A 26,241-nucleotide genomic window follows, 5' to 3' on the forward strand; every position below is an offset into this window, starting at 1 on the left:
CCCGCCCTGGCCGCCCGCTCGGCCTGAGCTGCGTCCTCCGCCCGATCCGGTCCTGAATCACATCCGCGTCCCGGGCGACGAGCGCGCCGCCCGGGCCTTCGTGTGCCGAGTGGGCTCGGCCGTCGCCGGGTCCTCGGGCCACGGATGCTTGGGGTAGCGCCCCCGCAGCTCCGCCCGCACGGAGCGGTACCCGTCCCGCCAGAACGAGGCCAGGTCCGCCGTGACCGCGGCAGGCCGCCCTGCGGGGGACAGCAGGTGCACCACCACGGGCACGCCAGCGACCTTCGGTGTCTCCCGCAGACCGAACAACTCCTGGAGCTTCACGGCCAGCACCGGCTGCTCGCCGCCGTACTCGACCCGTATGCGTGACCCGCTCGGCACCTCGATCCGCTCCGGCGCCAGCTCCTCCAGTCGCGCCGCGTCGCCTGTCGCCCACGGCAGCAGACGCTGCAGGGCCTCGCCGGCCCGGATGCGGCCGAGGTCCCCCCGCCGCGCGGCCCGGGACAACTCGGGCTCCAGCCAGTCCCCGGCCCGTTCCACCAGTGCGGCATCCGAGACGTCCGGCCATGGCGCCCCCAGCACGCGGTGCAGGAACGCAAGCCGCTCCCGCAGCCCGTGCGCCTCACGGGTCCAGTGCAGCAGAGCGGGCCCTTCCCGGCTCAGCCCGTCCAGCAGCGCCTGTCGCACGAGGCCCGGATCGGCGTCCCCCAGCGGCCGTACGGACAGCTCCACCGCCCCCAGACGCTCCACTCGCCGGGCGACGACGTCCCCGTCCTCCCAGTGCACCTCCTCCTGTTCCGACAGCAGATGAGAAGCGGCCGCACGCGCCGCCTCCTCGTCGACGACCGCCGCCAGCCGCACCCGCGCGGAGGCCGCATGCGCGGGCCGATCGGCGACCGCGACGGCCAGCCACGGAGCCCGCCGCAGGCCCGAGGACTCGCCGACCTCGGCCCCAGTGCCGGAGACCATGAGGAACGACCGCTCACCGCGCGCCTTCGCCACCCGCTCAGGGAAGGCGAGGGCAGCGACGAGCCCCGCGGCGGCGTCCTGCCCCATGGCTCCGGCTCCGGCTGGGCCTCCGGCCGCAGACTCGCCTCCGGCCGTGCCGAGGCCGACGAAGGTCTGCCCCGCTGCCCGCCTCCCGCCCGCCTGGCCGCCGGCCTCTTCGGTCGCCCTCCCCGGCTCCGGGCGGTCCGCCGCCGACAGCGACGACATCAGGCGGTCCGCCTCGGCCCGCCAGCGTGCGCCGTAGGCGTCGCCGCCGCGCCGCGCCGTACGCCACGCCGCCGCGAGGTCGTCGCCGTACTCGCGCGGCGGCTCCTCACTCAGTACCGCCACGATCTCCGCCGCGCGCCGCGCGCCGACCTCCGGTGCACCGTCGAGCAGAGCGCGCGCCAGCCGGGGATGGACGCCGAGCCGTGCCATGCGCATCCCGCGCTCCGTCGCCAGGCCGCTGTCGTCCACGGCGCCGATGGCATGCAGAACCGACCGCGCCGCGGCCATCGCGCCTGCCGGAGGCGCGTCCAGCAGGGCGAGACCGCCTGCCTCCGGGTCGCCCCAACAGGCTGTCCGGAGCGCGAAGGACGCGAGATCGGCGATCTTGATCTCAGGGGAGGGGTGGCGCGGTCGCCGGACGTCGTCCGCTTCCGACCAGCAGCGGTACACCGTGCCGAACGCCTCCCGGCCCGCCCGGCCCAGCCGCTGCGTCGCCCCGGCCACGGACACCGGCACCGTCGCCAGCGAGCCCAGCCCCCGTGCGTGATCGACCCGCGGCTCCCGGGCCAGGCCCGAGTCGACGACGATCCGCACACCGGGCACGGTCAGGCTGGACTCGGCGACCGAAGTCGCCAGCACCACCCGCCGCCGGACGCCCCCGCGCAGCACCGCTTCCTGCACGGCCGTCGGCGCCCGTCCGTGCAGCTGCAGGACCTCGGCGTCCACTCCGTCGAGCATCCCGGCCGTGCGCGCGATCTCGCCCGTGCCCGGCAGGAAGCAGAGGACGTCACCCTCGTGACGGTCGAGCGCCTGCCGCACGGTGGCCGCCACATGCCGAAGCAGCTGTGGATCGACCCACGTGCCGTGCGCCGGGCGGACACCGGCGGGCGGCGGCGCGAAGCGGACCTCTGCCCCGTGTCCCTGACCTTCGCTGCGGACCACAGGCGCGGGCTCCGAGCCGTCGAGCCGCGTCAGCAGCTCGGACCACGCCTCCGCGTCGCTCGTCGCCGACGCCGCGATCAGACGCAGCTCCGGGCGCAGCGTCGCCCGCACGTCCACCAGGAAGGCGAGCGCGGTGTCCGCGTCCAGATGCCGCTCGTGGCACTCGTCGAGCAGGACCACGTCGACGCCCGGCAGTTCCGGGTCGCGCTGCAGCCGCTGGAGCAGCACGCCCGTGGTGACCACCTCGACCCGCGTGCGGGGACCGGTCCTCCGCTCACCGCGGACCGAGAACCCGACGCCGTCGCCGAGCTCCTGCCCCAGCAGCCACGCCATGCGGCGCGCCGCGGCCCGCACGGCCATCCTGCGCGGCTCGGCGACCAGCACCCGGCGCTGAGGGCCGTTCCCTATGAATCCCGCGAGCGCCAGCGGCACGAGCGTCGTTTTGCCGGTGCCCGGCGGGGCGTGCAGGACGGCCGTGCCGCGCTCGTCGAGCGCGGTCAGCAGCTCGGGCACGGCATGGCGGACGGGAAGGCGGTCGACAGCTTCGGTTCGGATCACGCCATCAGTCTCGTACGGACCGCCGCGCGCCGTTCCGGGTTGTCCACAGGCAGCGCCGCTCATGCGTTCATATGACCGCGGTTGGTGAGCGGGCGGTCCGGCGGCAGCCGCGGCCTCGGACCGGCGCCGCCGCCATGGACCGGTGCAGCCGCTGTCGGCCGGCCGAGGGCGCCCGCAGTCGCCCCGTCGTGCGCTTGCTGCCTCCCCGGCCGACCGCTCAGTCCCTCAGCCTGTGACCGGCGGAGCCTCCGCCTCGTTCCGCTCGCAGACGAAGATGGCGGTTCCCGGGATCAGGTTCCCCCGCAGAGGCGACCAGCCGCCCCATTCCTGGCTGTTCCACGCCGGCCACTCCGGCTCGACCAGGTCCACCAGCCGGAAGCCGCCCGCGACCACGTCGCGCACCCGGTCGCCGAGCGTGCGGTGGTGCTCGACGTAGACGGCGCGGCCCGCCTCGTCCTGCTCGACGTACGGAGTGCGGTCGAAGTACGAGGCGGCCACCGAAAGCCCCTCGGGTCCGGGCTCGTCGGGGAAGGCCCACCGGATCGGGTGCGTCACCGAGAAGACCCAGCGCCCGCCCGGCCGCAGCACCCGCCTGACCTCGCGGAAGACCCGCACCGGGTCGGCCACGAAGGGCACCGCGCCGTAGGCGGAGCAGGCCAGGTCGAAAGAGCCGTCCCGGAAGGGGAGCGTCCCTGCGTCCGCCTCCACGAGCGGGACGTCCCCTCCGATGCGCAGAGCGTGCTGCAGCTGGCGGTGGGAGAGGTCCATGGCCACGGGCCGCGCGCCCTGAGCGGCCAGCCAGCGCGAGCACTGCGCCGCGCCGGCCCCGATCTCCAGGACGTCGAGTCCCTTCAGCGACCCGGCGGGCCCGAGCAGTCCTGCCTCCGCCTCGTCGAGCCCCTCGGGGCCCCAGACGAAGCGGTCGTCGCCCAGGAAGGCGCCGTGGTCCTGCTGGTACTCGTCGGCGTTCCGGTCCCACCAGCCACGGCTTGCCCGGCTGCTCTCCGCGTCCCCGGCGTCACGGCGGGTGGCTTCCGGTTCGAATTCTTGGCTCATCGTCACCGTCGTTGTAGTTTGCGTACCGCGCCGGTCGGAGGGCTCGATACGAGGCCATTGTGGCCTCGGCAAACATTAGTTGTGCCGGGTATGCGGCGTTCCGCCCCGGGTGTGCGGCTTCGCGCATTGACCGTGTCCGGCTGCCCCCGTATGCTACAAGTTGCGCTGCGGGCCTGCGCGCCTCAGACGGAGCAGGTCGCGCTCGCATCTGTATGTATGTCCCCTCGGTTCACGAGGCGCCTCCGGAATCCTGGTCGGCGCTTCCTAGGCTGTCCGGTCTTCTGCAGCTGCGATACGGGCTCTCGGCGTAGCAGTACCTACGACTTCAATGTCCGTACCGGAGCCCTTTCCCACATGACGAGCAGCACCGAGACCACCGCCACCACCCCGCAGGTTGCGGTCAACGACATCGGTAACGAGGAAGCCTTCCTCGCCGCGATCGACGAGACGATCAAGTACTTCAACGACGGCGACATCGTCGACGGCGTCATCGTGAAGGTCGACCGGGACGAGGTCCTGCTCGACATCGGTTACAAGACCGAAGGTGTCATCCCGAGCCGCGAGCTCTCGATCAAGCACGACGTCGACCCGAACGAGGTCGTCAAGGTCGGCGACGAGATCGAGGCCCTGGTTCTCCAGAAGGAGGACAAGGAAGGCCGCCTGATCCTCTCGAAGAAGCGCGCCCAGTACGAGCGTGCCTGGGGCACCATCGAGAAGATCAAGGAAGAGGACGGCATCGTCACCGGCACCGTCATCGAGGTCGTCAAGGGTGGTCTCATCCTCGACATCGGCCTCCGTGGCTTCCTGCCGGCCTCCCTCGTCGAGATGCGTCGTGTCCGCGACCTCCAGCCCTACGTGGGCAAGGAGCTCGAGGCCAAGATCATCGAGCTGGACAAGAACCGCAACAACGTGGTCCTGTCCCGCCGCGCCTGGCTCGAGCAGACCCAGTCCGAGGTTCGCCAGACCTTCCTCACCACCCTGCAGAAGGGGCAGGTCCGCTCCGGCGTCGTTTCCTCGATCGTCAACTTCGGTGCCTTCGTGGACCTGGGCGGCGTCGACGGTCTCGTCCACGTCTCCGAGCTGTCCTGGAAGCACATCGACCACCCGTCCGAGGTTGTCGAGGTCGGCCAGGAGGTCACCGTCGAGGTTCTCGACGTGGACATGGACCGCGAGCGCGTCTCCCTGTCGCTGAAGGCGACGCAGGAGGACCCGTGGCAGCAGTTCGCCCGGACCCACCAGATCGGTCAGGTCGTCCCGGGTAAGGTCACCAAGCTCGTTCCGTTCGGTGCGTTCGTCCGCGTCGACGAGGGCATCGAGGGTCTGGTCCACATCTCCGAGCTGGCCGAGCGCCACGTGGAGATCCCGGAGCAGGTCGTCCAGGTCAACGACGAGATCTTCGTCAAGGTCATCGACATCGACCTCGAGCGTCGTCGCATCAGCCTCTCGCTGAAGCAGGCCAACGAGTCCTTCGGTGCCGACCCGGCCTCGGTCGAGTTCGACCCGACCCTGTACGGCATGGCCGCGTCCTACGACGACCAGGGGAACTACATCTACCCCGAGGGCTTCGACCCGGAGACCAACGACTGGCTGCCGGGCTACGAGGCCCAGCGCGAGGCGTGGGAGACCCAGTACGCCGAGGCGCAGCAGCGCTTCGAGCAGCACCAGGCTCAGGTCATCAAGTCCCGCGAGGCCGACGAGGCCGCTGCTGCCGAGGGTGGCGCCGCCGCTCCGGCCGCCGCGCCGACCGGCGGTTCGTACTCCTCGGAGTCGGACGACAACTCCGGCGCCCTGGCGTCGGACGAGGCGCTGGCCGCCCTGCGCGAGAAGCTGGCCGGCGGCCAGAGCTGAGGCTCTGACCCCGCGCTGCTGAACGGCTGACGTAAGGCCCGCTCCCCATGGGGGGCGGGCCTTGCCGCGTTCCCGGGACCACCCGGTTCGGACGAGCGGCGGAGCCTACGGGGTGACGGGGATGTTCGTCAGTCCCTTGCCGCCGGTGACGGTGTTGCTCGCGTACACCGTGGTCGGACAGCTCGTACTGTGGTTGGTGACGTTGATGGCCAGCTGCTTCGAGCCCGTGGCACCTGTCAGGTTGGAGCGGTTGCCGCGGAAGACCGTGCCGCACCCCCAGCCCGACTGCTGGGTGTGGGTCTCGAAGCCGTTGTTGGTGGTGTTCTTGCCGGTGTTGTTCTCGACCAGGACCTTGTTGCCCTTCACATCGACCCAGGAGTCGTCGTAATGGGCGCCCGTCAGGCCCCGGCCGTCGAAGGTGTTGCCGATGATCCTCGCGCCGGTCGTGCCCTCCTTGATGTCGATGGCCTCGCCGCCGACGTCCGGGCCGATGGTGTTGTGGAGGATCTGGGCGTTGTCGCTCCTGTCCGAGGTGCCGCCCGCCGAGCCGACGTAGACGCCCTCGCCCATGCCCCGGCCGTCGTTGCCGGTGTCGTAGATCCGCGAGTTCCTGATCACGCCGTTGCGGCTGGAACTGCGGAAGTGGACGCCCTCCATGTCCAGGCCGTGCACGGTCACGGAGTCGATGACCACGCCGTCCGCCGTGTCCGTCATGATGCCCTTCTGGCCGCCGGTGACGGTGATGCCCTTGACCGTCCAGTACGACGCGCCGTTGAGGTGCAGGCCATAGCCGCCGCCGGCCCTGAGCACGGCCCTGGACGAGCCGGTCAGGGTGATCCGGGCGCTGGAGGAGCCGTCCACAGTGGTCTTGAAGTTTCCGGTGTACGTGCCGTCGGCGAGCTGGATCGTGTCGCCCGGACGAGCGGCGGTCAGGGCGGCCTTGAGCTCGGCCGCCGTATCCACGTTGATGACCGTGGCTGCCTCGACGGGCGCGGCGAGCAGGGACAGACCCCCGGCGGCGATGGCGGAGGCCATCAGCGCGGGGAGGAGGTTTCGGGTACGCATGGGGGGTGCCTTCCCGTGGGGGACCGGAGTAAGAGCGTTCTCGTACATGGACGATGGGCGTGTTCGTGAACAGGTATTGCCCGCAGACGCTAGGGACGGCCACAGGGGGTGTCAAGGTCTGTACCAGAAGCGGAGGCGTTCTCGGTGTGCCGTGAACTGACCGGACACAGAGCGCCCTTCGCAGGCGGAGCGGGAATGACCGGGCGCCAACAGACGTTCTTCCTCACGGACACGAGGAGGAGCGGTAATCGTGCTTGATCCGCAGGGTTTGTACGAATGGGAGCCGAAGGGCCTCGCGGTCGTCGACATGGCGCTTGCGCAGGAGTCGGCCGGCCTGGTCATGCTGTACCACTTCGACGGCTACATCGACGCGGGCGAGACCGGCGAGCAGATCGTCGACAGCCTGCTCGCATCGCTTCCCCATCAGGTGGTGGCGCGCTTCGACCACGACAGGCTGGTGGACTACCGTGCCCGCCGCCCGCTGCTGACCTTCCGCCGCGACCGCTGGAGCGGCTACGACACGCCCTCGCTGGAGGTGCGGCTCGTCCAGGACGCCACGGGTGCGCCCTTCCTCCTGCTGTCGGGGCCCGAGCCGGACGTCGAGTGGGAGCGTTTCGCGGTGGCGGTGAGGCAGATCGTCGAACGGCTCGGCGTACGCCTCTCGGTCAACTTCCACGGCATCCCCATGGGCGTCCCGCACACCCGTCCTGTCGGCCTCACCCCGCACGGCAACCGCACGGACCTCATGCCGGGCCACCGCAGCCCCTTCGACGAGGCCCAGGTGCCGGGCAGTGCCGAGTCGCTCATCGAGTACCGCCTCATGGAGGCGGGCCACGACGTGCTCGGCGTCGCAGCCCACGTCCCGCACTACGTCGCGCGCTCCGCCTATCCGGACGCCGCGCTCACCGCGCTCGAGGCGATCACCGCCGCGACCGGTCTGGTCCTCCCCGGAGTCGCGCATTCGCTGCGTACCGAGGCGCACCGCACCCAGACGGAGATCGAGAGGCAGATCGGCGAGGGCGACGAGGAGCTCGTGGCGCTCGTCCAGGGACTTGAGCACCAGTACGACGCGATGGCCGGCGCCGAGACCAGGGGCAGCCTGGTCGCCGAGCCGGTCGAGCTGCCCTCCGCCGACGAGATCGGCCGCGAATTCGAGCGGTTCCTCGCCGAGCGGGAGGGGGACGCGTAGCCGGGGCGGGGGCCCGAGGGGGAGGAACGCGGCGCTCGCGTAGGCTGCGCGCATGCTGAAAGTGGGCCTCACCGGTGGAATCGGCGCCGGAAAGAGCGAAGTGTCCCGGCTTCTCGCTTCGTACGGCGCGGTGCTCGTGGACGCCGACAAGATCGCACGCGAGGTGGTCGAGCCCGGCACTGAGGGGCTCGCCGCCGTCGTCGAAGCCTTCGGGGCGGAGATCCTGACGCCCGAGGGCACGCTGGACCGGCCCCGGCTCGGGGCGATCGTCTTCAACGACCCCGAGCGCCTCGCCACCCTGAACGCGATCGTCCACCCGCTGGTCGGCGCACGCTCCCGTGACCTGGAGGCCGCCGCAGGGCCGGACGCCGTGGTGGTCCACGACGTACCGCTGCTCACCGAGAACGGACTGGCGTCGCTGTACGACCTGGTCGTCGTGGTGGACGCGGCGCCCGAGACCCAGCTCGACAGGCTGGTACGGCTACGGGGTATGAGCGAGGCCGATGCGCGGGCGCGGATGGCGGCGCAGGCGACCCGCGAACAGCGGCGGGAGATCGCCGACCTCGTGATCGAGAACGACGGGCCGCTCGAGGAGCTGGAACCGCAGGTCCGCAAGGTGTGGGACGACCTCACCCGCAGGGCGTCCGCCGAGCGGTAGCCGCCGCCCGCGCGCTGTCCGGAATACCGCTGCCTCAGGCGGTGTTGGAACCGGACAGCAAGGGGAAGGATCGCAGCGTGCCCAACAGCAACCCGGAGACGCATGTCATCGACTATCGCGCGGCCGAGCAGTTGCTGGCCGCGCGAGATCCGCGCGGCGCCGTGAAGCTTCTCGACTCCGTGATCGCCGCCCACCCGGAGAACACCGCCGCCCGGCTGCTGCGCGCAAGGGCCTTCTTCGCAGCGGCGCAACTGCGGCCCGCCGAGCTCGAATTCGAGCTCGTCCTGGAGCGGGAGCCGGACAACGCCTTCGCCCACTTCGCACTGGCCCGCACCTTCGAGCGCTCCGGACGGCCCGAGCAGGCGAAGCGGCATTTCCGTCTGGCGGCGGCGCTGGACCCCAATCCGGAGTATCTCCGGGCAGCCCGCTTCGACGGCGATTCCTGACCCAGGTCGCTGATTGCCGGCGCCTGTCCGCAGCGCCGCCGGCACCGTACGTCAGCCGTGGTCCGGTTCGTACGGAGGGACGTCCCGCCCGGGCTGATAGTGCGGTCCCTGCCGGATGTGCCGGACGATCATCACCACATCCACGGCGACGACCAGGAACAACGCGCCGCACGCGACCGCCCAGCCCGGACGGCCCGCCCAGGCGAAGGCAGCGGTGCCGGAGGCCGTCCAGATCAGACCCCAGATGCCGAGCCAGAGCCGCAGACGCAGCGGGCTTCGCGCGGTGATCGGTTCGTTCCCAGTACGCATGGCAGTCGCATCTCCACCTCCAGCGTGCACCCGCTCGGCGAAAAGATGTCAACGCGGCGGGCCGAGAACTCGGGGCGACGGCGATGAGTCCTGGGGGCGGAAACAGTCAGACCCGGTGACAGATGCACACGCCTCACCGAGGAGATCACGATGTCCGTCACGACGACCACCACGACCAGCGCTGCCGCCTCCCCGACGACCGGCCGCCGCACGGACATCGCGGTCCGCGTCCTGCAGATCGTCCTCGCCGTGTTCTTCGCGATCGCCGGCGCGGCGCCGAAGCTCGTCGCCCATGCCTCGGCGACCGAGAGCTTCGACAAGATCGGGTACGGCGACTGGTACATGTACCTGGTCGGTGCTCTGGAGCTCGCGGGGGCCGTCGCGCTCGTGATCCCCGTCCTCTCCGGTGTCTCCGCGATCGCCCTGATGGGCCTGATGACCGGTGCCTTCGTCACCCAGATCACCGTGTTCGACGGCCAGTACGCCATCACCCCCGTGATCTTCTTCGTTCTCCTCGCGATCGTGGCGCGCGTCCGTCGCGACCGCACGGCGTGGCTGGTCGCCACCGTGCTGCGCAGGCCGTCGGCCGGCACCCGTGGATGAGTGCTCGTCCTCGGGGCATAACGGTCATACGGTGGTAATGCAATCTGCGGCCCGACGACAGGGGGTGCCCCCATGGTCGAGGAGCTGGTGGTGGCCGGCACTGCCGCCCTGACGGGATGCGTCGCCTACGCGATGGCGGCCGCCCGGGTGGTCAAGCAGTACGAGCGGGGCGTGGTTCTCCGGCTCGGGCGGCTGCGCAGGGAAGTGCGGTCGCCGGGGTTCACCTTGATCGTTCCGGCGATCGACCGGATGTACAAAGTGAACATGCAGATCGTGACCATGCCGGTCCCCGCCCAGGAGGGCATCACCCGGGACAACGTGACAGTGCGCGTGGACGCGGTCGTTTACTTCCGGGTCGTCGACGCGGTCAACGCCGTCGTCGAGGTCGAGGACTACCGCTTCGCGGTGTCGCAGATGGCACAGACGTCACTGCGTTCCATCATCGGCAAGAGCGACCTCGACGATCTGCTCTCCAACCGCGAAAAGCTCAATCAGGGGCTCGAGTTGATGATCGACAGCCCCGCCGTCGGGTGGGGCGTCCAGATCGACCGCGTGGAGATCAAGGATGTGTCGCTGCCGGAGGCCATGAAGCGGTCGATGGCGCGGCAGGCCGAGGCCGACCGCGAGCGCAGGGCCCGGGTCATCAACGCGGACGCCGAGCTCCAGGCGTCGAAGAAGCTGGCTGAGGCCGCGGGGGAGATGTCGAAGCAGCCCGCCGCCCTGCAACTGCGACTGCTCCAGACCGTGGTCGCCGTCGCGGCGGAGAAGAACTCCACGCTGGTTCTGCCGTTCCCCGTGGAGCTGCTGCGCTTCCTGGAGCGTGCTCAGCAGCCCGGTCCGGCGGACCAGGCCGCTGCGCCGAAGCCGGAGGTGACGGCGGGCGGCACCGCGCCGGAGTCTGTCCCGCTGGACGTGGCGAGCGGGTCGGGTGCGCCCGAGGGCTCTGACGCCTCCGACCTCTCCGCTGCCCCCGGCGTCCGCGGCGGGCTCCCCGTGCCCGGTGCGACCGAGGAGCCGACCGACGTGGCCGGTCCGACGGAGGGACAGGTCCAGGAGCAGCGCGGCGCTCCGCCGGCCGAGGAGCCGTTCGGCAGCGAGGCCCCGCCGCCCACGACGCACACCGCTGCCGGCTGAGCGCAGGCACGGGCTCCGGTGGGTGCGGCCCGTCGCGGTACCGGCTGCGGCCCCCGGCGCCCGGGGCACGACGCCCGCGCTTCACGGTGAACGCGCAGGTCAGGCCGGCAGCGGCGTCGATTGTCAGACCCCGCCCGTAAGGTCGTAGTCCAGTGACTCCTACGTTGCTGCCGACCTGCGGGAGGAGGTGACCCATGGCCCCGAACCTTGCGCTCTTCACCGAGACGCCCCCTGACCTGGCGCGCCCGCTGCTGCGCTGCGCGGCAGTCTTCCTGCCCGGGGCCCTGCCCCGCGAGGGCCGGGTCGCCTTCTGGGATCCGGACGGCGCGGAAGTCCCCGGCGCCGACGGCGAGCTCACCGTCGTCGGCGTGGACGAGGAGGACAGCCGCACGAACGGCGCGGGCGGTGAGGGAGTCCGGAGCCGCACCGTCCCCGCGCGGACGCTCTCCGTCGCGGATGCGGTCCCGTTGCTCATGCAGGCCCGCCACGACCCCCTCGCCCACCCAGCAGCCGCCTGCTGGGGCGCCGCCGCCCTGCACGCGCTCCACCTCGTGGCGCGTGGCCGCGTCATGCCGGGCCTGACCGCGACGGACCACGACGCGTGGCGGGCCGGTCCGCTCGACGCTGACGACATCGCCCAGCTGCGTGCCATCGCGGCCGCCATGCCGTACGAGGCGCATGCCACCCCCGTCCCGGGGATGCGGCCGTTGTCCCTGCCCGAGCCCGAGGCGCTGGTGCGGCAGTTCTTCGACGCGGTCGCCGACACGCTGCCGCGCACACCGGCTGCCGCGCACGCCGCGGGCGCGCCGTTCGCCGCAGCCGGAGCGCAGCATCTGCCCGGCGCGCGTGAGTGGGCGGCGGAGGCCGCCGCGGGCATGGACGCGGGCGTACGGGTGTCGCTGCGCCTCGACCTCTCCGCGTTCGAGCTCTTCGACCTGGCCGAGGAGGAGGGGGCCCGGCGCAGCGCCGGGGCCGCGCTGGTGCAGGTGCACAGCCTCGCCGACCCGACCCTCGTCATCGACGCGGCCCGGCTGTGGGCCGGCGGCGGGGACGAGCAGTTCGGGCCGCGGGCACGGATCGACGCGATGCTGGCGCTGCGCCGCGCCGCTCGTGTCTGGGCGCCGCTCACACGGCTGCTGGAGATGGACGTGCCGGACGTCCTTCCTCTCACCGAGGACGAGCTGTACGAACTGCTGGGACCCGGGGCCGCGCGTCTGGACGCGGCAGGTGTGGAAGTGCACTGGCCGAAGGAGCTCGCGCGGTCGCTCAGTGCGGCCGCCGTCGTGCGGCCCGCGCCCGGCTCGGCGACCGACGGCACACCGTTCTTCGACAGCGAGGAACTGCTCAGGTTCAACTGGCAGTTGGCCCTGGACGGCGACCCGCTGACCGAGGGCGAGATGGACGCGCTGGCCGAGTCCCACCGGCCCATCGTGCGGCTGCGCGACCGGTGGGTGGTGGTGGACCCCGACCTCGTCCGCAAGGCGCGCAAGCGCGAGTTGGGGCTGCTGGAGCCGGTCGACGCGCTGGCCGTGGCACTGACCGGTACGGCAGAGGTGGAGGGGGAGACGGTCGAGGCCGTGCCGACCGGGGCACTCGCCGCACTGCGGGACCGGCTCACCGCGGCCTCGGACCCCGTGAGCCCACCGGACGGTCTCGCCGCCACCCTCCGCGACTACCAGCTGCGTGGCCTCGCCTGGCTGGACCTGATGACCTCGCTCGGCCTCGGCGGCTGCCTCGCCGACGACATGGGCCTCGGCAAGACCGTCACCGTCATCGCCCTGCACCTGCGGAGAGCGCGCAGGGAGGCGACCCTTGTCGTCTGCCCGGCCTCCCTCCTCGGCAACTGGCAGAGGGAGATCGCGCGGTTCGCGCCCGGCGTCCCCGTGCGCCGCTTCCACGGCGCCGACCGCACCCTGCCGGCCTCCGGCGGCGGCTTCGTCCTCACCACGTACGGCACGATGCGCACCAGCGCGGAGCTGCTCGCCGGCCACCCCTGGGGCATGGTCGTCGCCGACGAGGCCCAGCACGTGAAGAACCCCTTCTCCGCGACCGCCAAGGCGCTGCGCACGATTCCCGCGCCCGCGCGGATCGCCCTCACCGGCACGCCCGTGGAGAACAACCTCTCCGAGCTGTGGGCGCTGCTGGACTGGACGACGCCCGGCCTGCTCGGGCCGCTCAAGGCGTTCCGGGCCCGGCACGCCCGCATCGTCGAGAACGGCGAGGACGCGGAGGCGGCCGAGCGCCTCGCCCGCCTGGTGCGGCCGTTCCTCCTGCGCCGCAGGAAGTCCGACCCGGGCATCGTGCCGGAGCTGCCGCCGAAGACCGAGACCGACCACCCCGTCCCGCTCACCCGCGAACAGGCGTCGCTGTACGAGGCGGTGGTGCGCGAGGCCATGGCGGCCATCGAGGGCGCGGAGGGCATGGCCCGCCGCGGCCTGGTGATGAAGCTGCTGACCGCGCTGAAGCAGATCTGCAACCACCCCGCCCAGTTCCTCAAGGAACACGCCCCGGGGCACGGCCACGGCACCGGCTCGCCCAGGCTCTCGGGCCGATCCGGCAAGCTCGCCCTCCTCGACGAACTGCTCGAGACCATCCTGTCGGAGGACGGCTCCGTCCTCGTCTTCACCCAGTACGTCGCCATGGCCCGCCTGCTCTCGGAGCATCTGGCCGCCCGGGCGATCCCGAGCCAGCTGTTGCACGGCGGCACCCCGGTGGCGGAGCGGGAGCGGATGGTCGACCGCTTCCAGTCGGGCGAGGCGCCGGTGTTCATCCTGTCCCTCAAAGCGGCGGGCACCGGGCTCAATCTCACGAGAGCGGGGCACGTCGTCCACTTCGACCGCTGGTGGAATCCGGCGGTCGAGGAGCAGGCGACCGACCGGGCCTACCGCATCGGCCAGACACAGCCCGTGCAGGTCCACCGGCTCATCGCCGAGGGCACCGTCGAGGACCGGATCGCCGAAATGCTCGCCTCCAAGCGGGCCCTGGCGGACGCGGTGCTCGGTTCCGGCGAGGCCGCGCTGACCGAGCTGACCGACCGCGAGCTCGCCGACCTGGTTTCGCTGAGGAGGCCCTCATGAGCCCGCCCATGCTGCCACGCCCCGGCCACAGGTCCACCGCCCGCACCGACCCCCGCCACGACGACCTGCGCCGCACGTTCCCCGCCCTCGATCCTGTCCAGGGCGAGGAGATCGCCTCCACCTGGTGGGGCAACGCCTGGGTGGAGGCACTCGAGGACACGGCCCTCGACCGCGCCCGCCTGGAGCGCGGCCGCGCCTACGCCGGCCGGGGCAACGTCGCGTCGATCACCGTCACCCCCGGCCGGGTCACGGCGTACGTCCACGGCAGCAGACCGCGCCCGTACCGCACCGAGATCCGGCTGCGCACCCTCGCCGACGATGACTGGGACGACTTCCTCGCCGCCGCCTCGGCACGCCCGGACCACATCGCCGCCCTGCTCGACAAGGACGTCCCCCACGCCCTGGCGGACGCCGCCGACCTGCTGCCCACACCCGGCGACCTGATCCCCGACTGCTCCTGCCCCGACAACGGCTACCCCTGCAAGCACGCGGCCGCCCTGTGCTACCAGACGGCCAGACTGCTCGACGAGGACCCGTTCGTCCTCTTCCTGATGCGCGGCCGGGGTGAGCGGGACATCCTCTCCGCCCTGTCCCACCGCAACGCGACCCGTTCCGCGGCAGAACGCGCCGCTGCAGCGGCCGAGGCCCCCGTCACCACCGTGCCCGCCCGCGAGGCGGTCGCCGAGCGGGCGCGGCCATCGCTGCCCGCGCCGTTCCCGCTTCCCGCCCGGCCCGGCCGTCCGCCCGCCTATCCGCACGCGCCCGGCGCCCCCGACCCGCTCGCCCTCGACCTCCTCGCGGGTGAGGCGGCGGCCCGTGCCCACACCCTCCTCGCCACCGGCAAGGACCCCGTCGCCCGGCTCACCCCCTGGCAGGACGCGGTCCGCCTGGCCGCCGCGCACCCCGGCTCCGGGCTGACCGCCTCCACCCGCGCGCTCTACCGCGACCTCGCCGCAGCGGCCGACCGCACCCCCACCGACCTGGCCAGGGCCGTGGCCGCCTGGCGTCAGGGAGGACTGGCCGCGCTGCGCGTGCTGGAGGAGCCCTGGGACCCGCCCGCCGGACCCTTCGACCGGGCGAGGCCCGCCCTCGCCGCGGCCGACTTCCCGCACTTCCGCCCCTGGCGCAACCACCTCTCCTCGCGGTCCCTCCAGCTCCGCCTCGGGCGCGACGGACTCTGGTACGGCTACGAGTCGGACCCCGACCGTGAGGACTGGTGGCCTCGCGGCACCCCCGACACGGACCCCGTCGGAGCTCTCACGACACTGGTGGGCGGATGATCCCCCTCCAGCCGTCACCCGGCCCCGCGCTCAGAAGTCCGCAAGAGTCGGTTCGTCGAGCCGCGCCACCGCATCCTGCGCGTACGCCTTCACGTACGCCTCGCGTACGGCCTCGATGAGTGGATCACGCTGACGCGCCTCGGTGGCCGGGTAGAGCAGGGTCAGTTCGTACGAACGCTCCCGCTCGATCGTGCCGTTGGAGTCGCGCCATTGCCCGCTGCCCTCCTGGATGGTGAGACCGTCGGGGAAGCCCGGCGTCACATGGCTGTCGATGAAGGACATGAACTGCGCGTCCGTCACGGCCGGGCCGCCGTCGGGGCGCTCGGTGCCGAAGAACAGCCGTGTCTCGACGTAGCGTTCGCCGCGTTGCACCTGGGTGGTGGCGGAGGAGGCGATGGACACGGTCCGCTCGCCGTCGAGTCCGTCCCGGGCGGTGGGCGCGGCGACGGCGAGTACGGCGATGACGGTGCCCAGGGCGGTGAGCAGCGTCCGGTGCTTCACGGAGCGGGCGTGGGGGCGCGACGGGTTCGGGGTGGACAACGGATGATCCCTTCGTTCGGTTCGGACCGCGGCGACAGGGCCGCCGCGCCGTGGGCCGGAGCCGCAGGCGCGGCGCCGCACGGCCCGGCGGCGGACGGCCTCACTGTGGCAAGCGCGCCCGGTGCCGCGGCGGGTGGATCACCTACGTCGTCCGGAAACCACCCGCATGAGCGCAAGGGCCCCTCGACGGTGGCGCGGTGAGGTCGGACCGGGGCCGCCGCCCCTACGTCGCGGAAGGAACACCGATGTCCGGAACACCGGCCGGCAGCCCTCGCCCGGATCGCCGCAGCGGCCGGCCGATCTCGTGATCTCCGGCTGCACCGATGACCCATGACAGCGGCCGGGAGCTCATGAGGGACCGCCGGCCACCGGCGCTGGGCGGCGTTCCCGTCGTCGCCGCCGAACTCCCCGCGAAGCGGCCTGAGCTGACGCGTCGCAAGGAAGGGCAGGGCATCCAGCGGTACGACACCTGACCCACCGGCGCGCGGGCCGTGGGGCATCGTGCGTTCGAAGCCTCACGCGCCCGAACGGGTGAATACCTCAAACGGCAGAACCGATGGGGCCTCGTGACGTTAATTCCGGTGCGGGCGAGTGCCCCGCGATTCTTTCCTGAAGGCAGGGAGCCCATGAGGCAGGTTCACCGAAAGGGCCTGGCCACCGTGATGCTCACGGGTGGCGCGCTGGCCATGGCCACCGGCTATGCGCACGCCGACTCGAACGCGGACGGCGCCGCCGTCGGATCACCCGGCGTACTGTCCGGCAACGCGGTGCAACTGCCCGTCGACGTCCCGGTCAACGTCTGCGGCAACACCGTCAATGTCGTCGGGCTGCTCAACCCGGCGGCGGGCAACTCTTGTGCCAACGGCTCGCCCTCGGGCGGCGGGCAGTCCGGCGCGCAGAGCGGCGCTTCGCACAGCTCCGGCGGTGCCGTCGCCGACGGCGACACCGCAGGCTCGCCGGGCATCCTGTCGGGCAACGGCGTCCAGCTGCCCGTCGAGGTCCCGGTCAACGTCACCGGCAACTCCGTGAACGTCGTCGGCATCGGCAACCCGGCCGACGGGAACACCTCGACGAACGTGTCCGGCAAGCCGCCCGTGAAGGCCGCAACGCCGCCGAAGGCCGACCGGTCGCAGAAGCCGTCCGAACGGGCCTTCGCCCCGAAGGCGGCCGGCGGGTCGCTCGCAGAGACCGGCGCCGCCACGTCGGCGTTCGCCGCGTCGGCGGGCGCGGCCATGGTGCTCGGTGGTGTGGTGCTCTACCGCCGCTTCCGCCCCGCCCAGGTCTGACGCTCCGCACCACTGTCCGCAGTCCGGCGTGCCCCTCCCGATGAGGCTCGCCACGACTCCAGGACGGCATCGATGTCCGCCGCCACCCGGACCCGTGCCTGGTGGCGGTCGACTCCGGCCGCGAGCAGGGCGTCGTACTCGGTGTCGAGGTGCCGTACCGACGCCCTGACCGCGGCCGTGACCGCTCCTTCGTCCAGAGACCGGCCGGCCGCGGTCCTCCCCACCCGGCCGCTGCCGCGCATCGACGCGTGCGCCGCGATGCCGGCGGCCCGCTCGGGGGGACACAGGGGGAACAGCCGCAGGATCTCCGCCGTCAGGGCCGCGGTGAACCGCACGTCCTCAGCCGACCGGCGCTCGGCGTCCCGGGCACGCCGACGGGCACGCGCCTCCGCGTCGGCCAGACAGGCCGACTCCGCGCGGGCGAGCGCCGCCTCCTCGACCAGCAGTCCCTGGCGCTCGTAACGGCTGTGGCGGCGGTTGAGGCGGACCACGACCGCGAACAGCGAACTGCCTTCGCGCGCCCGGCGGGTGAGGGCCGCGCTGCCCCGCGGCAGATACACCAGGTGCCCCAGATCGGCGCAGTCCAGGCAGACGGGGACACCGGACTCCAGCACATGCATCTCCAGCGGCCCTTGACGGCACTCCCCGCAGTGCCTGCCCCTGAGCGGCTGGACGACCACCAGGCCCATATCGGCAGCGTACCCAGCAGGTACGCTCCGCTCCCATGACGCTTCACTGTGCCGTGCTCGACGACTACCAGGACGTCGCGCTCACCCTGGCCGACTGGTCCTCACTCCCCGGTTCCGTCGAAGTCCGCTCCCTCCAGGAGCACTTCACCTCGGAAGAGGCTCTCGCCGCCGAAGTGGGCGACTGCGAGATCCTCGTCGTGATGCGCGAGCGGACACCTGTCACCGCGTCGCTGCTCGCACGGCTGCCGCGGCTGAGGCTCCTGATCACCTCGGGCATGCGCAACGCGTCCATCGACGTCGAAGCGGCGGCGCGCCACGGCGTCACCGTCTGCGGAACGGCCAGCAACTCCGAGCCGCCCGCCGAGCTGACCTGGGCGCTCATCCTGGGGCTCGCCCGGCATGTGACGGCGGAGAGCACGGCGCTGCGGGAGGGCGGACCGTGGCAGTCCACCCTCGGCACGGATCTGCACGGCAGCCGGCTCGCCCTGGTCGGTCTCGGGAAGATCGGTGCCAAGGTCGCCCGGGTCGGTCAGGCCTTCGGCATGGACGTCGTGGCGTGGAGCCGCAATCTCACGGACGAGCGGGCAGCGGAACACGGCGTGGAGCGGGCGGCATCGCTCGAAGAGCTCCTCGAGGCGGGGGACTTCGTCTCGGTGCACCTGCAACTCTCCGAGCGCACACGCGGGCTGATCGGCGCCCGTGAGCTCAGGCGGATGCGCCGCACCGCCTACCTGGTCAACACCTCGCGGGCCGCGATCGTCGACCAGGCGGCCCTGGTGCAGGCGCTGCGTGAGGGGTGGATCGCGGGCGCCGGCTCCGACGTGTTCGCCCAAGAGCCGCTGCCGGCCGACGACCCGCTGCGCACCGCGCCGAACTTCGTGGGCCTGCCCCACCTCGGATACGTCACGCGGCGCAACTACGAGGGGTACTTCCGGCAGGCGGTCGAGGACATCGCCGCCTACCTCGCCGGCAGCCCCGTCCGTACGCTCGCGGAACCGGCGGCGCGGGTCTGAGGAGCGACCGGGCGGGCCGCGTCGCCACCCGCCGTCCGGGCCGGATCCTCTAGCGCACGCCGGGCGCCGCGGCGCCGATGAACTCGGACAGCGTCTCGCGCGCCTGCTCCGAACGCTGCGCGCGGTCCGCCTCGTCCGGCGCCTCGTGCATGCAGTTCGTGACCTCGAAGGCGGCGGCGGCCAGGTCCAGCGCCTGCGTGTCGTCGCACACCAACTGCACCCGGATCAGCGCCTGATGGGCGCTGGAACGCAGCCGGTACGAGTCGATGCGCGCCTCCTCGGCGGCGGCGCTGCCCGGGGCCTCCTTCGCCCGGTGCCAGCGGTCGTTCTGGCCGCGCCGGTAGTCGACGAGGGCCCCGGCGAAGGCGCTGTACGCCGTGATCCGTTCCTGGCGCAGCTGCTCCGCGCGGGCGAGGGCGGCGCTGCGCTCGGCCGTCTGGCGCTGGAACAGGTGCGTCGCCACCGATCCGAGCAGAGTGCCGATGACGGCGATGACGGCTGTCCACATGTGCGCGCTCCAGAGCTGCGGTGAATCGTGGGGGCGGGCGCGGGCCGTGGTGGCCGGCTTCGCCCGGTGGCGGAACCCATCAGATCATCGCAGTGGACAACGGCGTCAAGAGAAAGGTCCGGCCGTCACGTGCAGCAGTCGTCCCCCTCGGCCTACTGGCGGTAGCCGCTCAGGAAGCGGCCGATGCGGCTGATCGCGGCGTCCAGGTCGTCGGCGTGCGGCAGGGTGAGGATCCGGAAGTGGTCGGGGCGGGGCCAGTTGAAGCCCGTGCCCTGGACGACCTGGATCTTCTCGCGCAGCAGCAGGTCCAGGACGAACTTCTCGTCGTCGTGGATCGGGTGGACCTTCGGGTCGAGCCGGGGGAAGGCGTAGAGCGCGCCCTTGGGCTTGACGCAGGAGACGCCCGGGATCTCGTTCAGCTTCTCCCACGCACGGTCGCGCTGCTCGTGGAGCCTGCCGCCGGGCGCCACCAGCTCGTGGATGGACTGCCGGCCGCCGAGTGCGGCCTGGATGGCGTACTGGGCGGGCGCGTTGGCGCACAGCCGCATCGAGGCCAGCATCGTCAGGCCCTCGAGATAGTTGCGGGCGTGCTGCCGCGGGCCGGAGACGACGAGCCAGCCGGAGCGGAAACCGGCGACGCGGTACGTCTTGGACAGGCCGCCGAAGGTGAGGACGACGAGGTCGGGGGCGAGCGCGGCGGCGGGGTGGTGCACCGCGTCGTCGTACACGATCCGGTCGTAGATCTCGTCGGCGAACACCATCAGCTGGTGGCGGCGGGCCAGGTCGAGGATGCCCTCCACGACCTCGCGCGGATAGACCGCGCCGGTGGGGTTGTTCGGGTTGATGATGACGACGGCCCGGGTACGATCGGTGATCTTGGACGCCATGTCGTCGAGGTCCGGGTACCAGTCGGACTCCTCGTCGCACAGGTAGTGCACCGCTGTGCCGCCCGCGAGCGTGGTCACGGCGGTCCACAGCGGGAAGTCCGGGGCCGGGATGAGCACTTCGTCGCCGTCCTCCAGGAGCGCCTGGACGGCCATCGAGACCAGTTCGGAGACGCCGTTGCCGAGGAAGACGTCGTCGACGTCGACATCGGCGAGACCCATGGCCTGATAGCGCTGGGCGACTGCGCGGCGGGCCGAGAGGATGCCGCGCGAGTCGGTGTACCCGTGGGCCTGGGGCAGCATCCGGATCATGTCCTGGACGATCTCCTCCGGCGCCTCGAAGCCGAAGAGCGCGGGGTTGCCGGTGTTCAGCCGCAGGACGCTGTGGCCCGCTTCCTCCAGCGCGTTGGCGTGTTCTATCACCGGACCGCGGATCTCGTAGCAGACCTCGCTGAGCTTGCTCGACTGCCGGAACTCCATGCCGTGCCTCCCGGGCTCAATGGTGTACTTGGTTTTACCAAGTACGAGCTTGGAAAGTCCAACGACATGTCTAGACTGCGTCGCATGCCACGTGAGACGCGCCGCCGGAGCTATGACCAGTACTGCGCCGCAGCCCGCGCCCTGGACGCGGTCGGCGACCGCTGGACGCTGCTCGTCGTCCGGGAGCTGCTGGCCGGTCCCCGCCGCTACACCGACCTGCACGCCGACCTGCCGGGTGTCAGCACCGACGTCCTGGCGTCCCGGCTGAAGGACATGGAACGGGACGGCCTGGCGACCCGGCGCCGGCTGCCGCCGCCGTCGGCCGCGTACGTCTACGAGCTGACCGAACGGGGACGGGGCCTGCTGCCCGTCCTGACCGCGCTGGCCGGATGGGGCGCACCGGCCCTCGCCGAGCGCAGACCCACCGACGCCGTCCGCGCGCACTGGTTCGCCATCCCGCTGCTGCGCGCTCTCCAGGCGCGGGGAAGGGCAGGGGTGGTCGAAGTGCGGCTGGACGAGGGCGTGTTCCATCTGCGGCCGGGGGAGGCAGAGACCTCCCCGTACGGTGACGGGCCCGCCGACGCGCCCGACGTGTGCCTGACCCTCGACGCCGAGACCTGCGTCGCGATCGGCAGCGGGGACCTGACGGTCGAGGAGGGCGTACGGGCCGGCCGGATCAAGGCGGAGGGCGACGCGGCGCTCGTCGGGGTGCCGGGGGCCTGAGGGAGACGGAGCCGGCCACGCCGCTGCCGCGTCGCACGATGTCGCCACCGCGCCGACGGTCCGGTTCTCGCCCGGGTGATGATGGGGCCGTGCGACTGGAAGCGATCACCTGGGAGCGGCTCGCGGAGGCCGTGGCCGAGCGGGTGCTGACGACCACCGCTCAAGACGGCAGTCCCTGGCTGCGCGTCGGCGTCGACGGCGCACCCGCCGCCCGGCCCGGTGAACTGGCGGAGCGCATCGGCGACGTGCTCCGGCTGCGCGGACGCGGCGTGCTCGTCGTCGGCACGGGCGGTTTTCTGCGGCCGGCGTCGCTGCGCTACGAGTACGGTCGCGAGGACCCCGACGCGTACTACGGCTCCTGGTTCGACACGGGCGCGCTGTGGCGCGAGGTCTTCGGGCCTCTGGAGGCGGGCGGCAGCGGGCGGGTGCTGCCGGACCTGTGGGACCCGGCGACGGACCGCGCGACCAGGTCGGCGCCTGTCCGACTGCCCGCGGGCGGTGTGCTGGTGCTGCACGGGCCGTTCCTGCTCGGCCACTGGTTCCCGTTCGACCTGACCGCGCATCTGCGGCTCTCGCCGGGCGCGCTGGAGCGCCGCACCGACGAGCGGGAGCGCTGGACGCTGCCGGCGTACGCGCGGTACGAGGACGAGGTCCGTCCCGCCGAATCGGCCGACGTCCTCGTACGCGCCGACGATCCGCGCCACCCCGCCTGGGGCGGACTGCCCTGAGACCACTCCGTCACGGGCGACCGCCGACCAGCGTCACCGCCCTGGAACCGGCCCGGCAGCCCTCCGCCGCTGCCGTGGCGGCGTCCGCTCCCGCGAGGCGCGCGGCGAGGAAGGCGCCCGTGAACGCGTCCCCCGCCCCCGTCGTGTCCACCGCCTCGGCCGGTTCGGCCGGGACGTGTGCCGTGACCCGGCCCGACTCGGCGACCAGGGCGCCCCGTCCGCCCAGCGTCACCACCGTGAGCGGCACGATCCGGCTGAGCTTCGCCGCCGCGTCCGCCGAGTCGGGCAGGCCGGTGAGGAGGCGGGCCTCGTCCGCGTTGGGGAACAGGACGTCCGCGCAGTCGAGGGCCGACAGCACGTGCTCGACGCCCACTTCGGCGATGAAGCCCGCCGACGCCGGGTCCACGCTCACCGGGATGCCCCGTTCCCGTGCCGAGCGCATCGCCAGGCCGGCGGCCCGCCTGCTCGTGGCGGAGAACAGGAGGTAGCCCGACAGGTGCAGATGCCCGACCCCGTCGAGCAGCGACGGCGCCCAGTCCTCGGGGCCCAGACGCAACACCGCGCCGCTGTCCGTGAGGAAGGTGCGCTCGGCGCCCTCGTCGACGAGGGCCACGACGGTGGCGGTCGGCGCCTCGGCGTCGGGCACCAGAAGCGGACGCACGCCCGCCGCCGTCAGCCGCTCGGCGTGCCACGCCACGTCCGCCTCGCCCGCGCGGGCGAGCAGCCGCACGTCGGCGCAGCCCCAAAGGGCGGCCCAGCAACAGACGTTGGCCCCCGCACCACCCGGCAGGATACGGATACGGGCGGCCGTGTCCGTGCCCCGCGCGAGCGGCGTCCGATGACGTGCCACGACGTCCGTGACGACGTCCCCGACGACGAGCAGCCCCGGCGAGCCGTCCACCGGCCCGGTCCCGTCCGCCTCTCCCGTCCGGCCGGGAGCCCTCGTGCCGCCCGTCACGCGTACGCCGCTGCGATGCGTGCGGCGAGCCGCACGTTGCCCCGCACCGCCGCCAGGTTGGCCTCCAGCGAGGCCCCCTCGGTGTAGCGCATCAGCCGCTCCAGCAGGAAGGGGGTGACGGCCTGTCCGGTGACGCCCTCCTCCCGCGCCTCGCCGAGCGCCCGTGCGAGCACCCGGTCGTGCAGCGCGGGGTCCAACTGGTCCTCGACGGACACCGGATTCGCCACGACCAGGGCGGAGTACGGCTCGGCCAGCAGGTCCTTGGCGTGCATCACCGCGGCGACCTCCTCGGGCGTGCGGAGGGTCCAGTCGACCGGTTCGCCCGAGGACGTCAGGTAGAAGCCGGGGAACCGGTCGGTCCCGTAGCCGACGACGCCCACCCCGAGCGTCTCCAGTCGCTGGAGGGTGGCCGGGACGTCCAGGATCGACTTGACGCCCGCGCAGACCACGGTGAGGCCGACCTGCGCGAGCAGTCGCAGGTCGGCCGACTCGTCCTGCGTCTCGGTCCAGCCGCGGTGCACACCGCCCAGCCCGCCCGTCGCGAAGACGGGGATGCCCGCCCGGTCGGCCAGGAACGCCGTGGCGGAGACCGTCGTCGCCCCGCTCGCCCCGGTCGCGAGGGCGGGGGCCAGATGGCGGTGGCCCAGCTTGCGCATGTCCGGATCGCCGGCGACGCGCTCCAACTCGGCCTTCCCCAGGCCGATGTGCGCCCGCCCGTCGAGCACGGCGATCGTGGCCGGCACGGCTCCCTCGGCCCGTACCAGCGCTTCCAGTTCTTCGGCCACGGCCAGGTTGCGGGGGCGCGGCAGTCCGTGCGCGATGATCGTCGACTCCAGGGCGACGACGGGCGCGCCGGCGTCGAGCGCCTCCCGTACCTCTTCGGACACCGTTATCGCGGTCTTCACCATGTCCCCATCCCTGGCACGGCGGCGGGCCGCCCAAACGTGGGCCGCGGGGCGCACGGGTGCCTTGGCCGTGCGCCGCGTGCTCCCGTCCGACCTGTTCGCTCGCGACGACAACCGCTTCTACGCGACCGTCTCGAGCCGCGCAGCGTGGACGACCGGGCGGCGTGGCTGGACGACGGCACGGTGGCGTACGGGCTGTCCCCGGGCCACGTCTGGCCGGTCCCGGCCTTCGGCACGGGCCCCCGTCTCGCCCCGCCGCCCGCTCACGCCCGCGTCATCGCCCGCCGTACCGCCAGCGCGGCCATCGGCAGCAGCAGCACCGCCGCGATCGCGTTCAGCCAGCCGTATCCGGCCTGCGCGACCACGAGACCCGCGGCCGCCCCGCCCAGACCGGCCGTCGTGTTCATCGTCAGGTCCGACAGGCCCTGGACCGCCGCCCGCGCCGGCTGCGGCACGGAGTCCGTCAGCAGCGTGGAGCCCGCGACCAGACCCGCCGACCAGCCGAGGCCCAGCAGGAACAGACCGAGCGCCGTCCGGCCGTGGCTCGGTCCCGCCGTACCGGCCAGCAGCGCGGCCGTGCTGAGCAGGCCGGCCGCCAGTCCGATCACGGCCAGCCGCCCGATACGGTCCGCCAGCCAGCCCATCAGCGGCGAGAACGCGTACATGCCCGCGATGTGCCCGCTGATGACCAGGCCGATCAGCTGGATCCCCGCACCGTGGTGGCTCAGCGCGACCGGGGTCATCGACATGATCGACACCATCGCCGTGTGCGAGACGGCTACCGTGACCAGCGCCAGCTGCGCCATCGGGGAGTCCTGCACGGCCCGCACCCCCGCACGCAGCGAACGTCCCTCGGGAGAGCGGTCGGCGGGCGACAGCGCGCGGGCGGTCAGCAGCGGGTCGGGCCGCAGCAGGACCAGGACCAGCACCGCCGAGACCAGGAAGACGCCCGCCGCCCACAGGAAAGGGCCCGCGGCCGCCGGTATACCGATGCCGGACACACTGCGTCCGGCGGGCGAGGCGATGTTCGGCCCCAGCACAGCCCCGATCGTCGTCGCCCACACCACCGTGGAGATCGCCCGCCCGCGCCGCTCCGGCTCGGCCAGGTCGGCGGCCGCGAACCGGGCCTGCAGGTTGGCCGAGGAGGCCGCGCCGAAGCCCGCCATGCCGAGCAGCAGGAGCGGGAAGCTGCCGGCGACGGCCGCCAGCACGACCACACCCGCACCGAGCGCGCCGATGAGATACGCGAGGACCAGGCCCGGCCGCCGCCCCCGGGCGGTCATCAGGGCGGCCAGCGGTACCGAGAGCAGCGCGGTCCCGGCCACGGTCGCGGTCGGGGCGAGGCCGGACAGGGCTTCCGTACCGCTGACTTCCTGCGCCAGGACGGCGGCGAGCGCGATTCCGGTGGCGACTCCGAGGCCGCCCAGGATCTGGCTGGCGATCAGCACGGCGTTGACACGGCGCCGCAGTGCCGGGAGCTCGGCCGCCCCGATCACCGGGGTCTCTGATATGTCAGGAGCGTCAGGGCTGGTGGTCACTGACGCAGTGTGCCAGCGGCCGCGCCGGTGCGAAACCGCGACGGCGCCCGGTCAGAACAGCGGCTCCGGCAGCACGCCCTCCAGCGCCAGCAGCCTGCGCTTCGTCTCCAGGCCCCCGCCGAAGCCGCCCAGCCCCCCGTCGCTCTCCACCACCCGATGACACGGCACGACGACCGGCAGGGGATTGGAGCCCATCGCCGCCCCGACCGCCTGGGCCGCGCCCGGCTGGCCGACCCGTGCCGCGAGATCGCCGTAACCGACGACCGTCCCGAACGGCGCGGCGGCCGGCAGCTCTCGCAGCACCTGGCGGTTGAAACCCGCCGACAGCGACCAGTCCAGCGGGAGATCGAAATCCCGCAGCCTGCCCTCGAAGTACGCGTGCATCGGCTCGGCGAGACGCCCGGTCCCGGTCTCGGCGGGCGGCGCACCGAGCCGGTCCGCCAGCTGCTTCAGCGCCCGGTCCCGTATCGCGGGCCGCGCGTGGAACACCACGCTCACCAGGCCGTCGCCGGTCGCGGCGAGCAGCAGCGGCCCGATGTCCGTGGCGACGACGCTCCACTCCAGGGTGTTCCTGCCGGTGGTGTTCATGCGGACCACGGTACGACCGGG

At 72.7% G+C, this 26,241-nt stretch carries 25 protein-coding genes; 13 read left to right on the forward strand and 12 right to left on the reverse strand.

Annotation, left to right across the window (positions count from 1 at the left end):
* Window positions 1-57: 57 nt before the first annotated feature.
* Together QFZ82_RS29495 and QFZ82_RS29500 are read right to left on the reverse strand one after the other, a co-directional pair.
* Window positions 58-2,715 carry an ATP-dependent RNA helicase gene (locus QFZ82_RS29495; protein ID WP_307716032.1) on the reverse strand — a complete coding sequence of 886 codons (2,658 nt, stop codon included), beginning with the start codon at window positions 2,713-2,715 and terminating at the stop codon, window positions 58-60.
* A gap of 225 nt (window positions 2,716-2,940) precedes the next feature.
* Complete coding sequence (locus QFZ82_RS29500; RefSeq protein WP_307716033.1) at window positions 2,941-3,771, reverse strand: class I SAM-dependent methyltransferase; 831 nt, start codon at window positions 3,769-3,771, stop codon at window positions 2,941-2,943.
* 354 nt (window positions 3,772-4,125) lie between these two features.
* Here QFZ82_RS29500 and rpsA point away from each other — a divergent pair, with 354 nt between their 5' ends.
* Window positions 4,126-5,619, forward strand: a complete 1,494-nt coding sequence (gene rpsA, locus QFZ82_RS29505) for a 30S ribosomal protein S1 (RefSeq protein WP_031072721.1) — start codon at window positions 4,126-4,128, stop codon at window positions 5,617-5,619.
* A 105-nt stretch (window positions 5,620-5,724) separates the two neighbouring features.
* Here the strand turns inward: rpsA and QFZ82_RS29510 are convergent, their stop codons facing one another.
* Window positions 5,725-6,684, reverse strand: coding sequence for a nitrous oxide reductase family maturation protein NosD (locus QFZ82_RS29510; RefSeq protein ID WP_307716034.1), 960 nt, complete (start codon window positions 6,682-6,684; stop codon window positions 5,725-5,727).
* A gap of 250 nt (window positions 6,685-6,934) precedes the next feature.
* Here QFZ82_RS29510 and QFZ82_RS29515 point away from each other — a divergent pair, with 250 nt between their 5' ends.
* The 3 genes from QFZ82_RS29515 to QFZ82_RS29525 all read left to right on the forward strand — a co-directional run bounded on the left by QFZ82_RS29515 (window position 6,935) and on the right by QFZ82_RS29525 (window position 8,977).
* Entirely contained in the window at window positions 6,935-7,873 is a 939-nt protein-coding gene (locus QFZ82_RS29515) for a PAC2 family protein (RefSeq protein WP_307716035.1), read from the forward strand.
* A 52-nt stretch (window positions 7,874-7,925) separates the two neighbouring features.
* Window positions 7,926-8,531 carry a dephospho-CoA kinase gene (gene coaE / locus QFZ82_RS29520; RefSeq protein WP_307716036.1) on the forward strand — a complete coding sequence of 202 codons (606 nt, stop codon included), beginning with the start codon at window positions 7,926-7,928 and terminating at the stop codon, window positions 8,529-8,531.
* A gap of 77 nt (window positions 8,532-8,608) precedes the next feature.
* A complete protein-coding gene (locus QFZ82_RS29525; protein ID WP_307716037.1) occupies window positions 8,609-8,977 on the forward strand; it encodes a tetratricopeptide repeat protein in 369 nt (122 codons plus the stop codon).
* Between the two features lie 51 nt (window positions 8,978-9,028).
* On the opposite strand, the gene QFZ82_RS29530 is transcribed toward QFZ82_RS29525, so the two are convergent.
* A complete protein-coding gene (locus QFZ82_RS29530) occupies window positions 9,029-9,286 on the reverse strand; it encodes a DUF6343 family protein (RefSeq protein WP_307716038.1) in 258 nt (85 codons plus the stop codon).
* Window positions 9,287-9,436: 150 nt separating this feature from the next.
* Here QFZ82_RS29530 and QFZ82_RS29535 point away from each other — a divergent pair, with 150 nt between their 5' ends.
* The 4 genes from QFZ82_RS29535 (at window position 9,437) to QFZ82_RS29550 (ending at window position 15,380) form a co-directional block, all read left to right on the forward strand.
* Window positions 9,437-9,889: a DoxX family protein gene (locus QFZ82_RS29535; RefSeq protein ID WP_307716039.1), complete on the forward strand. Its 453-nt coding sequence runs from the start codon at window positions 9,437-9,439 to the stop codon at window positions 9,887-9,889.
* Between the two features lie 72 nt (window positions 9,890-9,961).
* Window positions 9,962-11,023: a slipin family protein gene (locus tag QFZ82_RS29540; RefSeq protein ID WP_307716040.1), complete on the forward strand. Its 1,062-nt coding sequence runs from the start codon at window positions 9,962-9,964 to the stop codon at window positions 11,021-11,023.
* A 194-nt stretch (window positions 11,024-11,217) separates the two neighbouring features.
* The gene (locus QFZ82_RS29545; RefSeq protein ID WP_307716041.1) at window positions 11,218-14,100 is read left to right on the forward strand and encodes a DEAD/DEAH box helicase; all 2,883 of its coding nucleotides are present in this window, start codon (window positions 11,218-11,220) and stop codon (window positions 14,098-14,100) included.
* Complete coding sequence (locus tag QFZ82_RS29550; protein WP_307716042.1) at window positions 14,097-15,380, forward strand: SWIM zinc finger family protein; 1,284 nt, start codon at window positions 14,097-14,099, stop codon at window positions 15,378-15,380. The genes QFZ82_RS29545 and QFZ82_RS29550 overlap by 4 nt, the downstream gene beginning before the upstream one ends.
* 30 nt (window positions 15,381-15,410) lie before the next feature.
* Here the strand turns inward: QFZ82_RS29550 and QFZ82_RS29555 are convergent, their stop codons facing one another.
* The gene (locus QFZ82_RS29555; RefSeq protein WP_307716043.1) at window positions 15,411-15,920 is read right to left on the reverse strand and encodes a DUF3574 domain-containing protein; all 510 of its coding nucleotides are present in this window, start codon (window positions 15,918-15,920) and stop codon (window positions 15,411-15,413) included.
* Between the two features lie 323 nt (window positions 15,921-16,243).
* Here QFZ82_RS29555 and QFZ82_RS29560 point away from each other — a divergent pair, with 323 nt between their 5' ends.
* Both QFZ82_RS29560 and QFZ82_RS29565 read left to right on the forward strand, forming a co-directional pair.
* Window positions 16,244-16,393 (forward strand): hypothetical protein, encoded by a 150-nt coding sequence (locus tag QFZ82_RS29560; RefSeq protein ID WP_307716044.1) that lies wholly within the window; start codon window positions 16,244-16,246, stop codon window positions 16,391-16,393.
* Between the two features lie 153 nt (window positions 16,394-16,546).
* The gene (locus QFZ82_RS29565; RefSeq protein ID WP_307716045.1) at window positions 16,547-17,206 is read left to right on the forward strand and encodes a chaplin; all 660 of its coding nucleotides are present in this window, start codon (window positions 16,547-16,549) and stop codon (window positions 17,204-17,206) included.
* Here QFZ82_RS29565 and QFZ82_RS29570 read toward each other — a convergent pair.
* Window positions 17,176-17,895: a DUF2293 domain-containing protein gene (locus QFZ82_RS29570; RefSeq protein ID WP_307716046.1), complete on the reverse strand. Its 720-nt coding sequence runs from the start codon at window positions 17,893-17,895 to the stop codon at window positions 17,176-17,178. The genes QFZ82_RS29565 and QFZ82_RS29570 overlap by 31 nt on opposite strands.
* A 35-nt stretch (window positions 17,896-17,930) precedes the next feature.
* Here QFZ82_RS29570 and QFZ82_RS29575 point away from each other — a divergent pair, with 35 nt between their 5' ends.
* Window positions 17,931-18,908, forward strand: a complete 978-nt coding sequence (locus tag QFZ82_RS29575; protein WP_307716047.1) for a D-2-hydroxyacid dehydrogenase family protein — start codon at window positions 17,931-17,933, stop codon at window positions 18,906-18,908.
* 49 nt (window positions 18,909-18,957) lie between these two features.
* Here QFZ82_RS29575 and QFZ82_RS29580 read toward each other — a convergent pair whose 3' ends face one another.
* Window positions 18,958-19,416, reverse strand: coding sequence for a hypothetical protein (locus tag QFZ82_RS29580; RefSeq protein WP_307716048.1), 459 nt, complete (start codon window positions 19,414-19,416; stop codon window positions 18,958-18,960).
* Between the two features lie 152 nt (window positions 19,417-19,568).
* Entirely contained in the window at window positions 19,569-20,780 is a 1,212-nt protein-coding gene (locus QFZ82_RS29585) for a pyridoxal phosphate-dependent aminotransferase (RefSeq protein WP_177148820.1), read from the reverse strand.
* 66 nt (window positions 20,781-20,846) lie between these two features.
* Between QFZ82_RS29585 and QFZ82_RS29590 the strand changes: the two genes are divergently transcribed.
* Together QFZ82_RS29590 and QFZ82_RS29595 are read left to right on the forward strand one after the other, a co-directional pair.
* Window positions 20,847-21,503, forward strand: a complete 657-nt coding sequence (locus QFZ82_RS29590) for a winged helix-turn-helix transcriptional regulator (RefSeq protein ID WP_307716049.1) — start codon at window positions 20,847-20,849, stop codon at window positions 21,501-21,503.
* Between the two features lie 89 nt (window positions 21,504-21,592).
* A complete protein-coding gene (locus QFZ82_RS29595) occupies window positions 21,593-22,231 on the forward strand; it encodes a uridine kinase (RefSeq protein WP_307716050.1) in 639 nt (212 codons plus the stop codon).
* A 10-nt stretch (window positions 22,232-22,241) separates the two neighbouring features.
* Here QFZ82_RS29595 and QFZ82_RS29600 read toward each other — a convergent pair whose 3' ends face one another.
* From QFZ82_RS29600 to QFZ82_RS29615, 4 genes are all read right to left on the reverse strand, one after another.
* Window positions 22,242-23,132: a carbohydrate kinase family protein gene (locus tag QFZ82_RS29600; RefSeq protein ID WP_307717883.1), complete on the reverse strand. Its 891-nt coding sequence runs from the start codon at window positions 23,130-23,132 to the stop codon at window positions 22,242-22,244.
* A gap of 53 nt (window positions 23,133-23,185) precedes the next feature.
* Window positions 23,186-24,097: a pseudouridine-5'-phosphate glycosidase gene (locus tag QFZ82_RS29605; protein WP_307716051.1), complete on the reverse strand. Its 912-nt coding sequence runs from the start codon at window positions 24,095-24,097 to the stop codon at window positions 23,186-23,188.
* 260 nt (window positions 24,098-24,357) lie between these two features.
* Window positions 24,358-25,632 (reverse strand): MFS transporter, encoded by a 1,275-nt coding sequence (locus tag QFZ82_RS29610; RefSeq protein ID WP_373429342.1) that lies wholly within the window; start codon window positions 25,630-25,632, stop codon window positions 24,358-24,360.
* A gap of 51 nt (window positions 25,633-25,683) precedes the next feature.
* Entirely contained in the window at window positions 25,684-26,220 is a 537-nt protein-coding gene (locus tag QFZ82_RS29615) for a methylated-DNA--[protein]-cysteine S-methyltransferase (RefSeq protein ID WP_307716052.1), read from the reverse strand.
* Window positions 26,221-26,241: the final 21 nt, after the last annotated feature.

The organism is Streptomyces sp. V4I23 (assembly GCF_030817975.1).
Classification (GTDB): Bacteria; Actinomycetota; Actinomycetes; order Streptomycetales; family Streptomycetaceae; genus Streptomyces.

Coding starts and splice junctions, on each gene's coding strand:
- QFZ82_RS29500 (WP_307716033.1), bottom strand. CDS start 3,771: ATGAGCCAAGAATTCGAACCGGAAGCCACCCGCCGTGACGCCGGGGAC.
- rpsA (WP_031072721.1), top strand. CDS start 4,126: ATGACGAGCAGCACCGAGACCACCGCCACCACCCCGCAGGTTGCGGTC.
- QFZ82_RS29510 (WP_307716034.1), bottom strand. CDS start 6,684: ATGCGTACCCGAAACCTCCTCCCCGCGCTGATGGCCTCCGCCATCGCC.
- coaE (WP_307716036.1), top strand. CDS start 7,926: ATGCTGAAAGTGGGCCTCACCGGTGGAATCGGCGCCGGAAAGAGCGAA.
- QFZ82_RS29530 (WP_307716038.1), bottom strand. CDS start 9,286: ATGCGTACTGGGAACGAACCGATCACCGCGCGAAGCCCGCTGCGTCTG.
- QFZ82_RS29535 (WP_307716039.1), top strand. CDS start 9,437: ATGTCCGTCACGACGACCACCACGACCAGCGCTGCCGCCTCCCCGACG.
- QFZ82_RS29540 (WP_307716040.1), top strand. CDS start 9,962: ATGGTCGAGGAGCTGGTGGTGGCCGGCACTGCCGCCCTGACGGGATGC.
- QFZ82_RS29545 (WP_307716041.1), top strand. CDS start 11,218: ATGGCCCCGAACCTTGCGCTCTTCACCGAGACGCCCCCTGACCTGGCG.
- QFZ82_RS29550 (WP_307716042.1), top strand. CDS start 14,097: ATGAGCCCGCCCATGCTGCCACGCCCCGGCCACAGGTCCACCGCCCGC.
- QFZ82_RS29560 (WP_307716044.1), top strand. CDS start 16,244: ATGACCCATGACAGCGGCCGGGAGCTCATGAGGGACCGCCGGCCACCG.
- QFZ82_RS29565 (WP_307716045.1), top strand. CDS start 16,547: ATGAGGCAGGTTCACCGAAAGGGCCTGGCCACCGTGATGCTCACGGGT.
- QFZ82_RS29570 (WP_307716046.1), bottom strand. CDS start 17,895: ATGGGCCTGGTGGTCGTCCAGCCGCTCAGGGGCAGGCACTGCGGGGAG.
- QFZ82_RS29575 (WP_307716047.1), top strand. CDS start 17,931: ATGACGCTTCACTGTGCCGTGCTCGACGACTACCAGGACGTCGCGCTC.
- QFZ82_RS29580 (WP_307716048.1), bottom strand. CDS start 19,416: ATGTGGACAGCCGTCATCGCCGTCATCGGCACTCTGCTCGGATCGGTG.
- QFZ82_RS29585 (WP_177148820.1), bottom strand. CDS start 20,780: ATGGAGTTCCGGCAGTCGAGCAAGCTCAGCGAGGTCTGCTACGAGATC.
- QFZ82_RS29590 (WP_307716049.1), top strand. CDS start 20,847: ATGTCTAGACTGCGTCGCATGCCACGTGAGACGCGCCGCCGGAGCTAT.
- QFZ82_RS29605 (WP_307716051.1), bottom strand. CDS start 24,097: ATGGTGAAGACCGCGATAACGGTGTCCGAAGAGGTACGGGAGGCGCTC.
- QFZ82_RS29615 (WP_307716052.1), bottom strand. CDS start 26,220: ATGAACACCACCGGCAGGAACACCCTGGAGTGGAGCGTCGTCGCCACG.